Raw genomic sequence first — 19,199 nt, 5'->3', positions numbered from 1 at the left:
CGTGGTGCTGGAAAGACCGAACTCCGTGGAGGCACGGATGCTGGCGCTGGTCTGCTTGAATGTGCGGGGTTTCCCCTGCATGATGGTCATACCGCGGTACCCGCGATAAACGACGGGACCTGCCGTGCCCCGTACCCTGCCTTTGTGGTCTACTTTTGCCATAACGCTGTTTCTTTTTGCAGAACAAGGTAGAGCAGCGGAAAGGCGGGTGACGATTTTTTTGCGATTTTTTCCAAAATCTTCCGGAATTGAGCCGATTTTGCACTAAAAAGACAAGTGGCCCAGGATAGAACACCCTCATATGAAGGTGTATATATCGTCGGTATGAAAGCGTATACAACCAGGGGAAAGCCAGTCAAAAGTCCGACTTTTCATACCCCAGGTCGGACTGATCCCGGCAGAATCTGCGCCTGTTATCGCCTGCATATAAACGTTGTCTTTATGAAGGTCGGCGGAAATTTTTTTGATGATCCTGCATAACAGTATTCTTTCTTCAAAATAGCTATGTACTGATTTCAGGAGCCCCCCAACTATAGTAAAACCTGCCGCCCCATAGGGATTATTTTCGGTACCCGTTCTCCTTCATGATCATCTTGAGGTAATATAAACAGCCAATATGAAAAATCTTGATGTAGGGTACTACTTCTCCCTCTAAACGAATGGTCGACTACAAATCATGCAAAAAATTCTGCACTTGTAGTGGTAATGTAGGGCCAATATGAGGGGTTACTCTGGTGTGTATAGTTGATTTAGGATGTCGAAATAATGGTTCAGAAAGAAAGCTCTATATATTTGTTTAAACACAGGAGCCATCCTGTCAACTAACCAAAAAACCTACGTGTTATGAAAAAAAGAATTACCTCTTTTTTACTGACCCTGCTATTGTTTGCAACCCACCTGAGCGCCCAGGACTTGCAGATATCAGGTAAAGTCACGCTCAAAAGCGACAACTCGCCTTTACCGGGAGTTACAGTAGCCGTCCAGGGAACACCTTCGGGCACCGCTACCCATCCCGATGGAGGATTTACCATTCGCGTTCCCAAAGCAGGAACGGTACTTGTTTTCAGTCAGATCGGACTGGAAAGCCAACGCTACACCGTTACTGATTCCCGCTTTATTAACATCTTGATGTCAGAAACTGCGACGAACCTCAGTGAGGTGGTCGTAATTGGCTATGGAACGCAATTGAGGAGAGAAATTTCCTCCGCCATCTCTTCGGTAAAGCCCGAAGAAATCACTCAGACACCCGTTCAACGGGTGGAGCAGGCTCTCCAGGGGCGGGTGGCCGGCGTGCAGGTGACCAATACCTCCGGTCAGCCGGGTGATGCCCCTACCGTCAGGATCAGGGGAATCGGCACCAATGGTGATGCATCGCCGATTTATATTGTTGACGGGTTTCAGGTTGGGGGCATCGATTACCTCAATCCTGCAGATATCCAGTCTATGGATGTATTAAAGGATGCTGCCTCAGCAGCAATCTATGGCGCCCGGGGGGGAAACGGCGTGGTGCTCATCACCACTAAAAGTGGAGTCAAAGACGGCCAGATGCATATTTCGTATGATGGCTATACCGGTATTCAGAACGCCTGGCGACAAATGCGCCTGCTTGACGCCCGCCAGTATGTCGTCATGATGAACGAAGGCGCTGCCAACGGCGGAAGTTCCATTCCATTTCCGGATGTCAGCAAATATCCTCCAGGAACCGGCACTGACTGGCAAAAGGCGCTGTTCCAGACGAACGCACCAATAAACAACCATCAGGTAGCAGTAACCGGAGGTACAGCAAAGAACAGTTTCGCCGGTAACTTCTCCATCTTTGATCAGGAAGGACTTGTAGGGGGCGATAAGTCGAAGTTCAAGCGGTATACTTTCCGCGCCAATTCAGATAACCAGGTAAAAGACTTTCTTAAGGTTGGCGCCAATGTTGCCTACTCGCATATTCGCCGGTCTGCCATCGATCCTAACCAGGAATTCGGGGGCTTAATTAACAACGCAATCAATCTTGATCCTATCACCCCGGTCATAGAAACCGACCCGGCACTCGCTGCAAAGTATAATCCCAATGCAGTAAGAGATCCAAACGGTAACTTATACGGTATTTCGTCCTACGTCAGTCAGGAAGTAGTGAACCCGCTGGCAAGGCTCGCCGTTTTGAATGGTCTCACCCGTGTGGATAAGTTTGTTGGTAACACCTATGCAGAACTTAAAATCGTGGAAGGCCTTACGTTCCGCTCCGCTTTCAGCATAGACCTTGGCTACGTCAACGGAAACAATTACAGTCCCATCTTCTACCTGAATGCCGCACAACAAAACGCCAACTCCAGCGTCAGCAAGAATGTAGACCGTTACTACACCTGGCAGGCAGAGAACGTGCTGAACTACAATCGGACATGGGACAAACACTCGCTGGGCCTCACTCTGGGAACCACCAGCCGGAAGGAAAACAGTGAAACACTCTTTGGTTCCAATACCGGCCTTGTCGTCAGCGATCCCAACATGGCCTATCTCAACCTTGCTGTAGACGCCGGATCAGCGAAGGCAACAGGTGGAGCCTCAGAGAACGCTTTATTCTCCTTGTTTTCCAGAGTTAACTACAGCTATGACGACAAATATTTGCTGTCCGCATCACTCCGTCGTGACGGGTCTTCCAAATTCGGGAAGAATAATCCTTATGGATATTTCCCTGCAGTTTCTGCCGGATGGATTTTTACAGAGGAAAACTTCCTGGCTGAAAGCAATTTCCTGAGCTTTGGTAAACTGCGGGCTTCATGGGGACAGAATGGAAACGACCGGATCGGTGACTATCCATGGGCTGCGGTGATTGCTGTAGGCCGTGGCTATACGTATTACAACGGAACCGGTAACGGTTACATTAACGGAGCATCTCCTTCGTATATCGCCAATCCCGATATCAAATGGGAGGCTTCCGAGCAGACCGATATCGGCATTGATCTGTCTTTTATGCGAAACGTACTATCCTTCTCCGCCGACTATTATATCAAGACGACGAAAGGCTGGCTCCTGCAGGTTCCCATTCCACTCAGCGTTGGTGTGGCAGCCGGAACTGCCAACGGGGGTTCTGTACGAAACTCCGGGATAGAGCTCGCTTTGAACTATCAGCAGAATTTCGGACAGTTAAAGGTTAATGCCGGCATCAACGGCAGCTTCAACAAAAATGAGGTTACCGAGATCAACAATGCTGAACAGATTTTACCGGGGGCCGGAATTTCTACCTACGGACAGGTAGAGCGAAGCACTATAGGAAGACCCTTCTCCTACTTCTACGGTTACGAAACGGACGGAATTTTCCAGAACGTCTCGGAAATCAATGCATACAGCGTTGACGGGAAACGCATACAGCCTGATGCGCAGCCTGGTGATGTGCGCTTTAAGGATCTGAACGGAGATGGCATCATCGACCAGGCAGATCGTACCATGATCGGCAATCCCACTCCTAAAGTTACCGCAGGTTTCACTTTTGGCCTTGCTGTTAAAGGATTCGACCTAAACGGCTTTTTTACAGGAGCCTTTGGTAACCAAATATTTAATGGAACCCGCAGGCACGACTTCTCTTCTTCCAATATGCAAACACTGTATTTGAACCGCTGGACCGGCGAAGGCAGCACCAACGAAATGCCGCGTTTCACATGGAACGATGCTAATGGAAACTACACCCGGATCTCTGACCTCTATCTCGAAGACGGGGATTATGTACGGCTAAAGACCCTCCAGCTCGGGTACACGCTGGGAACTGAATTGACCCAAAAGATCAGGCTTCAGAAGGTTCGCTTCTACGTCTCGGCCGACAACCTGATCACCCTGACCAACTATACAGGCTTCGACCCTGAAATAGGAGCACGCGGCAGTCTGGATATCGGTATCGACCGGGGTATCTACCCACAGGCCCGGACATTCCGGTTCGGTTTAAGCGCTACTTTTTAACCTGAAAAACGATGAAAGCAACTACAAAACAACTCTCGATATTTATACTTTCAGGACTGCTCCTGGGCAGCACATCCTCCTGCAAAGATTTTCTGGACCTGGCACCACTGGATAATCGTGTAGAGCAAAACTTTTATAAAACGGAAAAAGACGCACAGGAGGCACTTAACAGTGTCTACGATGCCCTTCAATGGCATACCAACGCAGGAGGAGGCGGATTCAGCCCCGACCCGATGATGTCTGACATTGCCTCCGATGATGCTTATGCCGGAGGTTCAAGCCGTTCAGACTCGCCGGATATGATCCAGATAGACCAGCATAATATGCTGACGACCAACTCGCTGACCAGGGTATATTGGTCTAACCATTATACCGGTATTTACCGGGCCAACTTGCTCCTGCAGAAATTACCGGACATTCCTATGAGCGAGGAGACCCGAAGCAGGATCACGGCTGAATGCAAATTCCTCCGGGCACACTTCTACTTCGACCTGGCCAGGTGGTTCGGTAATATCCCTCTTATACTGGCCCCACAGTCGCCTGGTGAATACTGCGCGCCGCAGGCAGAACCTGCGCAAACGTTCGGACAAATTGCCCTGGATCTCGTCGAAGCATTCCCTGCCTTAGAGAAGGCTGACCTTCGAACCAGCAAAGCCCATGCTACACGCTGGTCTGCCCAGGCATTACTTGCAAGGGTATACCTGTTCTATAAAGGCGTCTACAATGGCGATTTACAGGCAGGCACAACAGCCGTTAACGCCGCCTACGCTCTTCAACAGCTGAAGGATCTTATTGATAACAGCGGACATACCTTGCTGGACAATTATGCCGACAATTTCACCAAAGCCAATGAGTTCAGCATGGAATCCGTTTGGGAAATTTCTTATTCAAGCGACAACCCCTGGTTTGACTGGAATTATATTCAGGGCGGCGAGGGTAATATGCAGCCATTGATGCAAGGCCCCCGTATAAACGGTGATCCGAATTATAACTCCGGCTGGAGCTTTGCCCCCGTGACCCAGGAGCTGAACAATGCCTTCGAACCTAACGATCCGCGAAGAGCTGCTACCATTCTATCGCAGGCAGATGACCTTAGCGGAACAGTCACCACCGGCTACCAGCATACCGGTTTTTTCAGCAAAAAATACACCACCACGAATGAGTACAGACCGATCAATGGGCAATATGAATTGAACTGGGGCAACAACTACCGGTCAATCCGCTTCTCGGATGTCCTCCTGATGGCTGCGGAGCTGGAGCTGGCGACAGGAGGGAGTCAGGCCCAATCTTACTTTAACCGTGTAAGAGACCGGGTTGACTTACCCGAAAAACCCGCTTCACTGGCCAACATCTATCAGGAGCGCAGGGTTGAACTGGCGCTGGAGGGACATCGCTATTGGGATCTTTTACGTCAGGGATTAGCAGTTGCCAACCAAAACATCAGCATCCAGAACAGGCGCGGCCCCGGATACGTAGGGGACCAGGTAGACTTCAACGTCACGTTCAATCCGGCAACGCGCGGTCTCTTCCCGATCCCTCAAAGTGAGATCGATCAATGCGCCGGAGTACTTAAACCCAATTATTAACTATTATCCGATTAAGATGAAAGCACATATAAATTATCTGATCCTCCTGCTTTTTATAGCGACAGGACTAATCGGCTGCCAGGTAGAAGATCCGGAGCTAGGCCCCGCTCCTTCCGGGGAGCAGGTGAAGTTTTCGGCCAGTCCTTCATCGGAGAATGCCAACATCATTACATTTAGAAACGAGTCAGGAGCAGTAAACCGCGCAGTTTGGGATCTCGGTAACGGCCAGACCGGAGCAGGCGACCAGATCACCGGCACATTCCCACTTTCAGGCGATTATGTGGTAAAACTAACCATATACACCAGTGGCGGTTCTGCGAGCAGTACGCAGACCATCAACATCGCACAGACCAGACCTGAGATGCTCGACCGTCCGGATTACAATTTTCTGACAGGCGGAGGAAGCAATGTGCCCGGAAAAACCTGGGTGATCGACAAGGAAGCCTCCGGGCATCTTGGCGTGGGGCCAGCAGAGAAATCTGTTCCGGAATGGTACACTGCAGCTCCGAACGAAAAGAAAGACCTGGGTTTTTACGATGACGAAATGACCTTTACCTTAAGCAATAACCTCGCTTATACCTATGTAAACAATGGAGACACCTTCGCTAACGGCGCAAACGCTGCCGGAATAAACGGTGGTGGTCCTGGTGATGACCGCCCTGTAGCCTACGCCCCACCCGCCGGAATGAAATGGAGTATCACAGAAGAAGGCGGAAAACAGTTCCTTAGTATTTCAGGCGGTGGATTTATCGCTTACTATACCGGCATGTCTAAATATGAGATCCTGGCACTGAGTGACACAGAACTGTACTTGAAGGCCGCCGATAAGGCTAACCCTGCTAATGCCTGGTATCTGAAACTGGTACCTAAAGGATATACCCGCCCTATTGTTGAAAAACCGCTGAAAACGGCAAATCTTCTTGATAAGTTCGATGGCACGGGCGCCATTGCATGGAGGGCAGACGCCATCGTGTTTAAACCTAACTTTGATAATCCCTTCCCGCAGGGTCTTCATAAAGATGCAAAGGTAGCTTATTATGAGCGCCTTGAGGGTGAGGCCAATCAGTACGGCAATCTTCAAACAACGCTTGATTACCGCATCGACCTAAGTACGCGGAATAAATTTAAAATGAAGGTTTTCTTCCCCGGAGGAAATGAATACCCCGCAGTAAAACAGCAGGTAGCTGTGAAACTTCAGAATTCACTCGCAGGCGGAAATGCATGGCAGACGCAGACGGAGATCGTTAAACAAGTCAGTCAGCTTAATCAATGGGTGGAATTGGAATTCGACTTCTCGTCCATCTCATCGACGATAATTTATGACCAGATTGTCATTCAGCCCGGAGGCGAAGGACATCAAACACCCGGAATTTTTTATCTTGGTTTATTTGAGCTTCAATAAACCTGCCCGCCATCTAAAGAAAAGCATATGATCCAGAACATCAAGATATTTAAAATGCAAACACTAATTTTTGGTAAAGTAATACTTGCCGGCATGTTAATGGCATGTTCGGGAAAAGCAGATCTGAAACCTATCCCTAAGGATACGACTACTGCAGAGCCGGGACCGCCGACCGACAAAGGCTGGGCATTCGAGAGCAGTCCCATATGGGCCGATGAGTTTAACTACAGCGGAGCTCCCGACGCCACGAAGTGGGGATATGATCTCGGCGGAACCGGATGGGGAAATAATGAACTGCAGAACTATACCAACAACCTGAGTAATGCCAGCGTAAATAACGGGATCCTTACCATCACAGCCAGGAAGGAAAACTCCGGAACAAATGCCTATACATCTGCACGTGTCGTCAGCAAAGGCAAGGGTGATTTTTTATACGGCCGCGTAGAGATAAAGGCAAAGATACCATCAGGTCGGGGTACCTGGCCCGCGCTCTGGATGCTCCCTACAGACAACGCATATGGTACCTGGCCAAAATCCGGAGAGATCGATATTATGGAACACGTGGGGTATGATCCCACCGTTATACATGTAACCGTTCACACGGAGGCCTTCAACCATTCGATCAACACGCAAAAAGGCGTCTCGAAAAAGTTTCCCAATGCATTTGATGAATTTCAGCTCTATCGTCTGGATTGGACCCCCTATGCGATCCGCGGCTATATCCAGAATGAGCTCATTTTTGAGTTTATCAACAACGGACAAGGTTATGCTGCCTGGCCGTTTGACAAACGTTTTCATCTGCTGATGAATGTTGCAGTTGGCGGAAACTGGGGCGGGGCACAAGGTGTAGATGACACTGTGTTCCCTAAATCAATGGAAATAGACTATGTACGGGTATACAAGATGATCGATAAATAATGCGGAATGCCGGGACCAGGGGCTGCACTTGCGGCCTCTGGCTCATTTTAAAATCCATAATATCATCAGAACGGCAGCTTACGCGGCTCAACTTGTACACTTATCCACTGAACAGTCGTCATCTCGTCGACAATGAAGTCATTACCGAACCTGCCCACTCCCGAATCTTTTTCACCTCCGAAAGGCGTATTAACTTCGTCGTTGACTGACTGGTCGTTAATGTGGATCATCCCCGTTTCAATACGTAACGCCATTTGTATTCCGCGTTGCAGATCTTTGGTATGCAGTGCACCGCTTAAACCAAAGTCTGTTGCGTTTGCCAGCTCTATGGCCTCTTCATTGTCCTTAAAAGAAATCAGTCCTACTGCCGGACCAAACACTTCTTCCTGAAAGATGGGCATCTCGCGGGTGACGCCCGACAACACGGAAGGCACCACTACGTTACCCTCTGCGTTACCGCCTACCTCCAATATTGCGCCCGCCTTCACGGACCGCTCTATCAGCTCCACTACCCGTTGAACCGATTTCTTGTCGATCAATGGCCCGACTACCGTTTGGGGATCTTCCGGATCACCATAGGGAATAGTCTTCACTTTAGCTATAAATTTCTCCTTGAACTCCTGGTAACGGCTTTCATGGACCATGATGCGATTTACCGACATACAGATTTGTCCCTGATGCATATATCGTCCAAATACAGCAGAGTTTACGGCCCGTTCAATATCTGCATCCTCCAGAACAATAAATACATTATTACCGCCTAACTCAAGGGCCAGTTTTTTAAGCCCCTCACCTCCTATCCGCCCGATGCCCTTGCCCACAGGAGTAGATCCGGTAAAGGAGATAAGACGCGATTCAGGGTGGCCGGTGAAATAATCACCTATCAGGGACGACTTTCCTACAACGACTTGCATGGCCCCTGCGGGCAGTCCCGCTTCTTCGAACAACTTAGCAATTATAGTCCCTCCCGTCACCGGAGACTGAGATGCAGGCTTTACTACTATGGTATTGCCGCAGGCCAGGGCAGGCGCAATGGTGCGCATGGATAAATACAAGGGGAAATTCCAGGGACTGATCATCGCTACGACGCCGAGTGCTTTGCGGTATACATAGGTTTCTTTGCCATCTGTGATGGAGGGGACAACCATCCCGTGCATCCTGGTAGGATAACCGGAAGCCTCAAGAAGCATGTCGTAAGACTGCTTCACTTCAACCTCCGCTTTCACACGGGTGCTCCCCACCTCTTTGATCAGCCAGTGTACGAACTCATCCTTCCGCTCCATCAGAATAGTTGCAGCCTTAAGCATCAGGTCACGTCTAACCAGCGGATTCGTGCGACTCCAGGTCTTTGATACCTCTTTGGCATTTTTAAATGCCCTGTCGACCTCCGCCTTTCCCGCCCCTTTAAACGAATTAAGTACAGCATCGTTGAACGGATTGAGGTTCTCAATGTGGTCAACCTCGCTACCCTCTAGCCAGCGGCCCTCAATAAATTGCTTGTTCAAGTCCTTATAGGCATCCATAACTTCATTTTACAAAGCTACAAGTCTGAATATAAAATGTTTACAACATTATCAATATGTATAACGCGGCAACTTTAGCACACTATCCTACCCGTAGAAAGCGCAACGGGTTTCCGGCAGGCTTCTGACAGCAATGTTAACCTTGTTATATGGAGATATTCACTTTTGAAAAGTAAAATCGATAGTTTTGCATCATATTCTCATATAGAATTGCGTTATAATCATTCATGAAAAGTAAATACCTTCACTTCATTCTACCTGGCCTGGTTGCATTACAACTTCAGGCTCAGGCTCAACAAGCTACTCAGGCTAAATTCATTGATCCTGCCAATATGGATCTTTCAGTAAAACCCGGTGACGATTTCTACGAGTATGCCAGCGGTACCTGGATTAAAAACAATCCGGTTCCTGCCAAGGAAACGCGCTGGGGCAGCTTCAACGTCTTACGCGACTTCAATATCAATGCCGTCAAGAACATAATCGAAGAGGCTGCGGCAAATAAGAATGCACCGGCGGGATCTGCTGAAAAGCGGGTAGGCGACTTTTATACAGCGGCTATGGATAGTCTGACTATCGAGAAGCTTGGCTATACGCCCATTGAAAAAGATCTTGCCCGTGTTAGTTCGATCAAAGACCTCAGCGGTATCTTAAACGAAGCAGCAGTGCTTCGCACGAGCGGACTTGCATCGCCTTTCTTCAGCTTCTACGTGGGTCAGGATCGCAAAAATGTCAACAACATGGTACCGCAGCTTTCGCAGGGCGGAACTTCACTTCCTGACCGCGACTATTATCTAAAGTCTGACGCAAGAAGTCTGAAGATCCAGGAAGCCTATAAAACCTACATGACGAAGCTTTTCAGGCTGACCGGTTCTACAGAGGCAGAAGCAAAGCGGAATGCTGATATCGTGTTTAATTTTGAAAAGACACTTGCTGCAAGCCAGCTGAGTCGCGTCGAGCTCCGTGACCCGCACAAAACATACAATAAGTTTGCTATTTCTGAATTCAGCAAAAGCACCCCCACTTTTAACTGGCGTTCCATGTTAAGCAAGCTGAGGGTGAACGGACAGGATACCATTCTGGTGGGTGTTCCGTCATTCTTTACTGCTCTGAACGGTACACTAAAACAAACTCCGGTAAATGACCTGAAGGTCTATCTTAAATGGAATGTGCTGAAGAATTCAGCTTCATACCTGAGCTCTCCTTTTGTAGCTGCGCAATTTGAGTACAATCAGGTCCTGTCTGGTCAGCGTGTGCAGACCCCAAGATGGCAAAGGATGTCGTCTCTGACCGACAACTCCATTGGCGACCTGCTTGGCCAGCTGTATGTGAAAACGTATTTCAAACCAGAGGCGAAAGCCAGGATGCAGGTCCTCGTGGAGAACCTGAGAAAAGCATTCGAAATCCGTATCAAGAACCTGGATTGGATGAGCGATGTAACTAAGGAAAAAGCACTGGCCAAACTCCATGCTTTCAGACCCAAGATTGGATATCCCGATAAGTGGAAGAACTACGACGGACTGGATATCACTTCAGCGACATTCTTCCAGAACGTTCGCAATGCTGATACCTGGGCCTATAACGATATGGTAGGTCAATTGGGTAAGCCGGTTGATCGCACCCGTTGGGGAATGACTGCTCCGACGGTAAATGCATACTATAGTCCGGTTATGAACGAAATCGTATTTCCTGCCGGAATCTTACAGTTCCCGTTCTTTGACCCGAATGCGGATGACGCGGTGAATTATGGCGGCATCGGTGCGGTAATTGGACACGAGATGTCTCACGGGTTTGACGACTCAGGCAGTCAATATGACAAAGACGGAAGCCTTCGCAACTGGTGGACTGAGGATGATCTTGCGAGGTTTAAAGAAAAGACGAAGGCATTAGGGGAGCAATTCGACCAATACACGGTACTCGACACCCTGCATGTGAACGGTAAGTTTACAATGGGCGAAAACATTGGTGACCTGGGTGGCTTGAATGCGGCTTACGAAGCCTTCAAAATGACCAAACAGGGACAGTCAAACGAGAAGATCGACGGGTTCACTCCCGATCAGCGTTTCTTCCTCTCATGGGCGCAGGTTTGGAGAGGCAACATTCTTCCGGAAACTGCTGCTCAGTTTATTCTGACAGATCCACATTCTCCGGGACAATACCGCACTATTGGTGCTCCTGTAAATATGGATGCATGGTATGAAGCATTCAATGTGCAGCCTGGCGACAAGCTGTATAAAAAACCAGAAGAGCGTATCCGCATCTGGTAAACGGAAAAAGGCTGCCGCGAATCCCGGCAGCCTTTTTCTTTTTAAACTTGGAACTTACATGACAATTATCTGATAAGCGTATGAATAATGATATAGCACAGCTTGAACCTCGTGAGCTGTGGACCAATTTTGATGCACTTAATGCCGTACCACGTGCTTCTAAGAAAGAAGACCAGGTTGTTGCTTTTATGATGGACTTCGCCGCCGGGCTTTCCCTGGATGCTTACAAAGACGAAACCGGGAATATCATCATCAGAAAGCCTGCGACAAATGGTTTGGAAAATGCCATGACGGTGGTAATGCAGTCTCATCTGGACATGGTTCATCAGAAGAATAATGATACGGAGTTTGATTTTTCAACACAGGGAATCAAGATGCTGGTTGATGGCGACTGGGTACGTGCTGAAGGCACTACACTGGGCGCTGATAATGGCATCGGCGTGGCAGCTACCATGGCTATCCTTGCATCTAAGGAGATTGCTCACCCTGCGATTGAAGCGCTTTTCACGGTAGATGAAGAAACAGGGATGACGGGCGCGATGGGACTGAAGAGAGGTATACTCCAGGGGGAAATATTACTTAACCTGGATACGGAACAAGACCATGAAATTGACATCGGCTGTGCAGGTGGAATTGATGTAACAGCCACTAAAACATATACAGAGGAGCCCGCTCCGGAAACCGGAATACCCTATTTGATCACTGTCAGGGGATTGCAGGGTGGTCATTCAGGGATGGACATTCACAAAGGGCTTGGCAATGCCAATAAGATTATGAACAGGCTCTTATTTCAAGCTGAGATGCATGCCGGGTTGCGTTTATCCAACCTGCAGGGCGGCAGCTTACGTAACGCCATTCCGCGGGAGAGTGTTGCGCAGGTAGTCGTCGCTTCGGATAAAGAAGCAGCGTTCCTCCAATGCTTGCAAATGGCGGTGGACGATATCAAGTTTGAGTACCGCAGCATCGAACCTTCACTGGCTATTACAGCGGCTAAGCAGGATGCAGTTCCGCCTTCCGTAATGCCCGTTGCTGAACAAAAAGCGTTGATTCAGGCACTTTATGCAGCGCATAACGGCGTTTACAAGATGAGTGCAGCGTTGGACAACCTCGTCGAGACTTCGAACAACATAGCACGGGTCTCCGTTGAAAAAGGAAGTATCAGCATTCAATGTTTGACCCGCTCCTCTGTAGAAACCTCGAAGTTTGATCTGGCCAACGCGTTGCGTGCTGCCTTTGAACTGATGGGTTGCGATGTTGAGTTTTCGGGTTCATACCCGGGTTGGGCACCTAACCCAAGCTCTGAGATCCTGAAGCTACTCACTCATGTATATGAAAAGCAGAATAACGCGAAGCCGGATGTTGTTGCTTGTCATGCCGGGCTGGAATGCGGCATCCTGGGAAGGAATTATCCGAATATGGATATGATCTCTTTCGGACCCACAATCCTCGGAGCGCATTCTCCTGCTGAAAGAGTTTCGATAAGCTCCGTGCAGAAGTTCTGGAAGTTTTTGCTGGAGGTCCTGGCTCATATACCTGCCAAGGCGCGGTAGAGATGTGACTGGTAATTTCCCCCTCCCCTGATGCTGACTCTGTCTGCTTTTGGGGAGAGGGATTAACAGCCTTCGGGTTAATCGTTAGCTATTCATTGAAGCTAAGCCCTTTCTTTGAAAGCGCCTCCCTCAGAACAGGCAGGGAAGACCTTCCCAACCCATGCAATTGTAAGATCTCCTTTTCTTTGTATTGTGACAGGGTTTCTTCGTTTATTATGCCTTTACCCTCCAGCGCTCGCCTGGCCGGGGCACCCAACAAAGAAAGAAAGTTTTCGCGTCGCGCAGGCTCTTTTTCACAGACCGGGCAAACCGGGCAGTCGCTACTTTTATGATATTGGTGACCATTTTTGCAGGTTCGCAGCGTTTTCTTTTTCTTTGATTTCTCTTTGTTTTCCAATACCCGGAACCGGACAATCTCCTTAACTACATCCAGAGGGACAGGCTGATCTATTGGGAACTGCACGGAACCTTTCCCACTCTTGTATGCGGAGAGTTCTTTCTCGAATGCGGCGTGCCCTGTCGGTGTGGCGTAAAATCCGATATGGTTCTTGTAAGCAGCAAAGTGAACAACATTACCATATTGAACATAAGTTGGCATGGCATATTTGATCGTTTCCTCTGCTTCGGGGGCAGCTTCCTTTATGGCCGACCTAAGCTGTTGTAGAATCAGCCTTACATCCTCAGGAAAGCTGTTAATATAAGACTCTGTATCATTGAAGCTGGCTTCCATTTCTTTTTCCGGGTTCAGGTATTACTTCGGCTTGTTAACCTCAATATAGGAATTTCTGTTGGAAGTTACTGCCACGCGGTGAGCTAAAAAGATACAACTTTCCTTTCCCCGTTTAGCCATGTGATGCTGACCTGATTGGTGGCTGAAGAATATTTCAGCTGTTTAACTGGCACTAGCTCATCGTTACTCCAGGACTCACCTGACTTTTTCCACAGCATCAGTGCGGCATAAACACCTTCTTGTCTTTCTTGAGGCACATACCTGTCCGATACGTTTATCACTACGCTATTTTCTGCTTCTGGATGCAGTCCTCCGGTCTTCACAATTTCTTGCTTCTGCCAACCTTTTAGGGGTACTACAGCCAGCTGGTACACGCCATTATCCATAATTTGCACATTAAAGCCCTTCACCTTCAGTGTCCGGGTTTTAACTGGACCGTTCAAGACGGGCAAAGCGTAATGACCAAGCCTAAGCTCCGCAGGAACAGTGCTGATATTCCTGTCTACACGCAATATGCCGTTTGGCAGCGTGATATCGGCGAGATTCATCTTAACGTGCTCGTCAGAAGCAAGCACCGCGTCCCTGTAATAAGTTCCCTCTTCATACTTTTTAAAGTTGAACATCCGGAATGCTTCCCACTTACCTTCTTTATTTTTGACCACGTAATTCATGGCGACTTCACCGTTCGGCCCATCGGCTTGCCATGGGAAGGCGCTGTTGTAGGATAAGCGGTTATAGTTCTCCGTTCCCTGATAATATCCCTGAGTTTTGCTATAGCACCATGCTCTGATCTCGGCAGCGCCAATATTCGGATAATCTGTAATGAGGATATTGGAACCTTCTGCAAACTTGTTGCAGACCTCGCCTTTCCTCAGTTCCGTCTCCCAGGCTCCCTCATTTTCCTCTGCTGTCCAGAAAGCGCTTGTTTCCGGAACAAATAGTCCCAGGAAGAACTTGCCCATCCAGAAGACACTTCCGCGACAACTGTATTGTTGCACGGCGGGCTCAAATGCACCATAGAAGCCTAAAGTTGGAATGTCGTCTTGCAGCAGTTCCGGGTTTCTCACAAATTGAAGGAGCGTTCCTGAAGCAATACGGCGCATCCAACCATAATTTATTGCAGGATCATTGGTAAATCCCATCAAAGGAAAAGGAACTGCTGCTCCCATGCGGTAGGCGATACTCCTGCCCCACATGATCATGTCGCCGTTTCTGGCAAACATATAAGGGTAGCTGGCATACAAACCTTTAAAGTTAGTGATGAACCTGTCTGCGTACTCGGGATAATACTCTTTCCCGAAGTATTGAGTCCACAATGTACCATACATCTGAAACGCCCACATGCTGTAGTAATCGTAATACGGACTATCTGTATACCAACCCTGGCCTTTGTAATCGGCCAATGTCTTCTCCAGCAGATCCTTCAGGTAAGCATCGCTCACGACATAGCCCCGACTTTTGAAGAAGCTCATGATGAAAATGTTGAAGAATCGCCAGTTCATATCGATGGTTGGCCCGTTGCCATAGCTGAGCATCGTGGAAGCGAGCGAATCTTTGACTGTTTTTGGAAGCGGATCCCAAAAGATTTCAGGAGCAGCGAAGAGCGAAACAGAAAGTCCGCCAAACTCTACGAGCGTCTGACTCGGACCACCGTTTTTAGCTCTTTGTGGAATATAGGACGGGCTGTTGGGGTCTAGCAGCAAGGTTAGTTGATGACGGTAATATTGACCAACAGACATGCCATTGATCTGCAGCGAGGGGTCGTCTTTTAGAAGAGGAGCGGCCATGAACATGGTACGGCATAGCCCTTCAAGGTTCTCCGTCCTGTTTGGCTTCCCATCCTGAGGGTAACTTTTTCCGGGCTGCTTTGGAAACTTCATCGGATCATCGGCCGTCTTTACATAATTAAAGGCTCCGCCCAACAGGTAAAGTGCAGCTTCCTTCCAGTGCTTCCGGCTTATACCGGTATGAGGGCTCAATTTCAAGTCGGGTTGATTGATGCGAAAGATCTGCTTGCCGGCAACCTGTTCTTTGAGGCTGAGCAGGCTATCAGTACTGACAGCAAAGGCACTGCTGCCCAATGAGGACAATAGTGCACAAAGTAGCGGGAGAGCGTATTTGAAAGTCATTAGTCCAGCAGTCTGATGATATAACTATAGGTATATTGTTTATCGAGCAGGCGATAGGGTGCATGAGGGAGGGCGCCCCAACTGTTATCACCACCGACACCGCGTTGCTTCAGATCTACATTCAGAAAAACGTTCTGTCGCGGCTTGATATCTGTAGGATGTTGCTGTTTCTTGGTTAGTCCGGGGTCGAAATCCTCTGTGCGATTGTTCAAAGCACTGAAACTGATAGGCTGCAAACCTTCGATCCGTATGCCCTTTCCTGTTGCGTCCGTCAGACTCAACCAACGAACATCTGTCTTATAACCGTTTTCCTGAGGCCGGATATAAGTCCAGGTCGCCTGATTTTTTACCTGGTCTCTATAAAGACCCACAAACGAAGAGGTTTTGCGGTCACTGTAGTTCTCCCATGGGCCCCTTCCGTAGTAGCTCAGTTCAGAGAGTGCTGCCGGCAGCTCCATTGTCATTCCAAACCTCGGAAGTTCCGGCAGTTCCCTGCCTTCCATGTTCATAGAAGCGGTAACCTGAATAGCACCGTCGTTTCTGAAATAATAATCTACAGTATAAGGCACATGGATACCGGTTAGTTCATACACCACCTTGACAGGGATACCAGAGGCCGTCTGCTGCCCTACTGTGACATTCTTAACAACTTTATTAACATGTGCTGTTCTCCACACACCAAGCTGGTTCTGCATTCCACTGCCAAAGTCATTGTCTGTAGGTGCTCTCCAGAAGTTCGGTTCCGGGAACTGAAGAACCGTCCGGGAGTTATTCTGGGTGCCAAACCGGATGATGCGTCCGTTACGGGTATCGAACTCGGTAAGCACGTTTCCAGCTGTCAGTTTAAGCGTGTTATTATCCTTAGAAACCACCAATCGATTATCGCTTTTTGATTCCGACTGGAAATAATCACCTCCAGTCTTGAATTGCTCCCTGGCGATTTCATGACCTGCCGGAACAAGCTCATCAGCTTGTTTGGTATAGGCATAAACGTTCAGATAGTACTCCGTTCCGGGAAGGGATTTAATGGAAGGAACCTGTAACATGACCTCTTTTTGCTGATGGGGTGCCAGGCTAACTTGGAATGGAGCTTCCTTAATCTTCTCTCCGTTACGGTACAACTCCCATTTGAAGTCAAATTGGTCGAGGTTTGTGAAATCGAACAGGTTATGAACAGTGATGGTGCCAGACCCAAGGCCGCTATCTTTGAAAAGGATGTTTTGATAGACTTTCTTTACTTCATAGAGGCCCGGATGTGGTATCCGGTTGGCTGAAATAAGTCCGTTTGCACAAAAGTTTTCATCATTCTGCAAATGGTACCCGCCGAGATCGCCTCCATAAGCCCAGAATACCCTTCCATCCGGCGAAGTCGTTTTTATACCCTGGTCCACCCAGTCCCAGATAAATCCCCCCTGCATATGTTTGCTGCTCATGATGATATCCCAGTACTCCTGAAAGTTTCCACTGCTGTTACCCATAGCGTGAGCGTATTCGCACATGATGTAAGGGCGCTCTTTTTCTGCAGCTGCATAGCTTTTCATGTATTCAATCGAGGGATACATGGGGCAAACGATGTCGGTGTTGGAATCTTCGCCTGACTGTTCAAACTGCACCGGACGGGTATTATCACGTTCTTTAATCCACTTGTAGGCATCAAAGAAGACCTGTCCATTTCCACATTCATTACCAAGGGACCAGATGATTACAGAAGGGTGGTTCTTATCGCGCTCGACCAGTCTTTTAATACGGTCCATGTGCGCGGGTGCCCATTCTGGAAGATAAGCGGGGTGCTTCGACTTATCTAATGACCTGTCATAGGAGACCCCCATGCCGTGAGTTTCTATATTCGCTTCATCGACAACGTAAAGGCCGTATTGATCGCACAGTTTGTACCATAAGGGGTCGTTTGGATAGTGACTCGTACGTACCGCATTGAGATTAAACTGCTTCATGAGCTGAATATCTTTGACCATGAGTTCACGGCTGGGAACCCGGCCGTTTACATCGTCATGTTCATGACGGTTGGCGCCTTTAACCAATATGGGCATCCCATTTACCATCAGCTGAGCATTCTTGATCTCTACTTTGCGAAAACCGATCTTAGAGCCGGTTACACCAAGCGAAGCACCGTTTTCATCTTTCGCGGTGATGATAAAGTCGTAAAGAGCAGGTGACTCAGCACTCCATTTTGCCACATCAGCAATCGTTCCGCTGAAAGTGGCAGTATTCAATTCTGACTTTACATCGAGCTTCTTATCCTGAGAAAACACCGTCTTACCACTTTTATCCACTACGGTGGCAGAAACAGTAGTCGCTTTCGTACGCGCACCTGCAAATTTTCTAAGATCTACTGAAGCGGTGAGTACGCCATTTTTATACTGGTTGTCAAGATCCGCTTTTACAAAGAAATCCCAGACGCTTACTTTTGGAACAGCATAAAGGAAGACATCCCTTTCTATTCCACTCAAACGCCAGAAATCCTGGTCCTCAAGGTAGCTGCCGTCATGCCAACGGAATACCTGTACAGCTATTGTATTGTCTCCCTTGCGGAGGTTCTTTGTAATATTGAATTCAGCAGGCGATTTGGAGACCTTCGACATACCAACACGCTTTCCGTTAACATAAACTTCTGCGTATCCGGAAATAGATGCGAAGTGCAGCAGCACCTCGCGACCGGTCCAGTTTTCCGGAATTGTAAACGTTCGCCTGTAGGTACCTACAGGGTTGTTCTCGCCTATAAAGGGTGGATTCCTTGGATGCGGGTAGGTGATGTTAGTATATATCGGGATACCAAATCCTTTCAATTCCCAATTGGAAGGAACCGGGATATCGGCCCAGGTTTTATCATTAAGATCGTCACGGTAGAAATCCGTTAGCCGGTTTGCATACTTATCGGTGTATACAAATTTCCATGTGCCATTTAAGGATTTGTGCCACGGAGATTGGCTATATACGTCTGCCTTCACATCTGCTGCATTATCGTACAGCATAAAGGTTGCTCTGGGCTTTTCTTTGTTAAACTCGATGAGCTTGGGGTTTTCCCAGTCGTTGTTTTTAGATTGGCTAAGAGCCTGGCTGATCATTAGGGATAGGACAACAAGAAGTTGCAATGGTTTGCTTGTCTTCATTAATCTAGGTGTATAATTGAATTTACA

At 48.3% G+C, this 19,199-nt stretch carries 11 protein-coding genes; 7 read left to right on the top strand and 4 right to left on the bottom strand.

The window, feature by feature from the left end:
* The 5 genes from ACKI5J_RS05970 to ACKI5J_RS05950 all read left to right on the top strand — a co-directional run.
* Positions 1-192, top strand: a 192-nt coding sequence (locus ACKI5J_RS05970; protein ID WP_407427513.1) for a hypothetical protein, incomplete at its 5' end; no start/stop codon positions are given.
* Between the two features lie 651 nt (positions 193-843).
* Positions 844-3,942 carry a SusC/RagA family TonB-linked outer membrane protein gene (locus tag ACKI5J_RS05965; RefSeq protein ID WP_407427511.1) on the top strand — a complete coding sequence of 1,033 codons (3,099 nt, stop codon included), beginning with the start codon at positions 844-846 and terminating at the stop codon, positions 3,940-3,942.
* An 11-nt stretch (positions 3,943-3,953) separates the two neighbouring features.
* Positions 3,954-5,528 carry a RagB/SusD family nutrient uptake outer membrane protein gene (locus tag ACKI5J_RS05960; RefSeq protein WP_407427509.1) on the top strand — a complete coding sequence of 525 codons (1,575 nt, stop codon included), beginning with the start codon at positions 3,954-3,956 and terminating at the stop codon, positions 5,526-5,528.
* 16 nt (positions 5,529-5,544) lie between these two features.
* Positions 5,545-6,930, top strand: a complete 1,386-nt coding sequence (locus ACKI5J_RS05955; RefSeq protein WP_407427507.1) for a PKD domain-containing protein — start codon at positions 5,545-5,547, stop codon at positions 6,928-6,930.
* 54 nt (positions 6,931-6,984) lie between these two features.
* Complete coding sequence (locus tag ACKI5J_RS05950; protein WP_407427505.1) at positions 6,985-7,848, top strand: family 16 glycosylhydrolase; 864 nt, start codon at positions 6,985-6,987, stop codon at positions 7,846-7,848.
* 65 nt (positions 7,849-7,913) lie between these two features.
* On the opposite strand, the gene ACKI5J_RS05945 is transcribed toward ACKI5J_RS05950, so the two are convergent.
* A complete protein-coding gene (locus ACKI5J_RS05945) occupies positions 7,914-9,371 on the bottom strand; it encodes an aldehyde dehydrogenase family protein (RefSeq protein ID WP_407427503.1) in 1,458 nt (485 codons plus the stop codon).
* Positions 9,372-9,598: 227 nt separating this feature from the next.
* Between ACKI5J_RS05945 and ACKI5J_RS05940 the strand changes: the two genes are divergently transcribed.
* Together ACKI5J_RS05940 and ACKI5J_RS05935 are read left to right on the top strand one after the other, a co-directional pair.
* The gene (locus ACKI5J_RS05940; RefSeq protein ID WP_407427501.1) at positions 9,599-11,635 is read left to right on the top strand and encodes a M13 family metallopeptidase; all 2,037 of its coding nucleotides are present in this window, start codon (positions 9,599-9,601) and stop codon (positions 11,633-11,635) included.
* An 80-nt stretch (positions 11,636-11,715) separates the two neighbouring features.
* Positions 11,716-13,185, top strand: coding sequence for an aminoacyl-histidine dipeptidase (locus tag ACKI5J_RS05935; RefSeq protein ID WP_407427499.1), 1,470 nt, complete (start codon positions 11,716-11,718; stop codon positions 13,183-13,185).
* Between the two features lie 88 nt (positions 13,186-13,273).
* Here ACKI5J_RS05935 and ACKI5J_RS05930 read toward each other — a convergent pair whose 3' ends face one another.
* From ACKI5J_RS05930 to ACKI5J_RS05920, 3 genes are all read right to left on the bottom strand, one after another.
* A complete protein-coding gene (locus tag ACKI5J_RS05930) occupies positions 13,274-13,915 on the bottom strand; it encodes a DUF1801 domain-containing protein (protein ID WP_407427497.1) in 642 nt (213 codons plus the stop codon).
* Between the two features lie 83 nt (positions 13,916-13,998).
* Positions 13,999-16,044, bottom strand: coding sequence for a DUF2264 domain-containing protein (locus ACKI5J_RS05925; RefSeq protein WP_407427495.1), 2,046 nt, complete (start codon positions 16,042-16,044; stop codon positions 13,999-14,001).
* Positions 16,044-19,172 (bottom strand): glycoside hydrolase family 2 TIM barrel-domain containing protein, encoded by a 3,129-nt coding sequence (locus ACKI5J_RS05920; protein WP_407427493.1) that lies wholly within the window; start codon positions 19,170-19,172, stop codon positions 16,044-16,046. The genes ACKI5J_RS05925 and ACKI5J_RS05920 overlap by 1 nt, the downstream gene beginning before the upstream one ends.
* Between the last annotated feature and the right edge of the window lie 27 nt (positions 19,173-19,199).

Source organism: Arcticibacter sp. (assembly GCF_045629565.1).
Lineage (GTDB): Bacteria > Bacteroidota > Bacteroidia > Sphingobacteriales > Sphingobacteriaceae > Arcticibacter.
Note: the sequence above shows the minus strand (reverse complement) of the source record. Positions and strands in the feature narration are given on the sequence as shown.

What these genes read in the sequence shown, in the direction of transcription:
- ACKI5J_RS05960 (WP_407427509.1), top strand. Translation starts at nt 3,954, where the DNA reads ATGAAAGCAACTACAAAACAACTCTCGATATTTATACTTTCAGGACTG.
- ACKI5J_RS05945 (WP_407427503.1), bottom strand. Translation starts at nt 9,371, where the DNA reads ATGGATGCCTATAAGGACTTGAACAAGCAATTTATTGAGGGCCGCTGG.
- ACKI5J_RS05955 (WP_407427507.1), top strand. Translation starts at nt 5,545, where the DNA reads ATGAAAGCACATATAAATTATCTGATCCTCCTGCTTTTTATAGCGACA.
- ACKI5J_RS05920 (WP_407427493.1), bottom strand. Translation starts at nt 19,172, where the DNA reads ATGAAGACAAGCAAACCATTGCAACTTCTTGTTGTCCTATCCCTAATG.
- ACKI5J_RS05925 (WP_407427495.1), bottom strand. Translation starts at nt 16,044, where the DNA reads ATGACTTTCAAATACGCTCTCCCGCTACTTTGTGCACTATTGTCCTCA.
- ACKI5J_RS05935 (WP_407427499.1), top strand. Translation starts at nt 11,716, where the DNA reads ATGAATAATGATATAGCACAGCTTGAACCTCGTGAGCTGTGGACCAAT.
- ACKI5J_RS05950 (WP_407427505.1), top strand. Translation starts at nt 6,985, where the DNA reads ATGCAAACACTAATTTTTGGTAAAGTAATACTTGCCGGCATGTTAATG.
- ACKI5J_RS05930 (WP_407427497.1), bottom strand. Translation starts at nt 13,915, where the DNA reads ATGGAAGCCAGCTTCAATGATACAGAGTCTTATATTAACAGCTTTCCT.
- ACKI5J_RS05965 (WP_407427511.1), top strand. Translation starts at nt 844, where the DNA reads ATGAAAAAAAGAATTACCTCTTTTTTACTGACCCTGCTATTGTTTGCA.
- ACKI5J_RS05940 (WP_407427501.1), top strand. Translation starts at nt 9,599, where the DNA reads ATGAAAAGTAAATACCTTCACTTCATTCTACCTGGCCTGGTTGCATTA.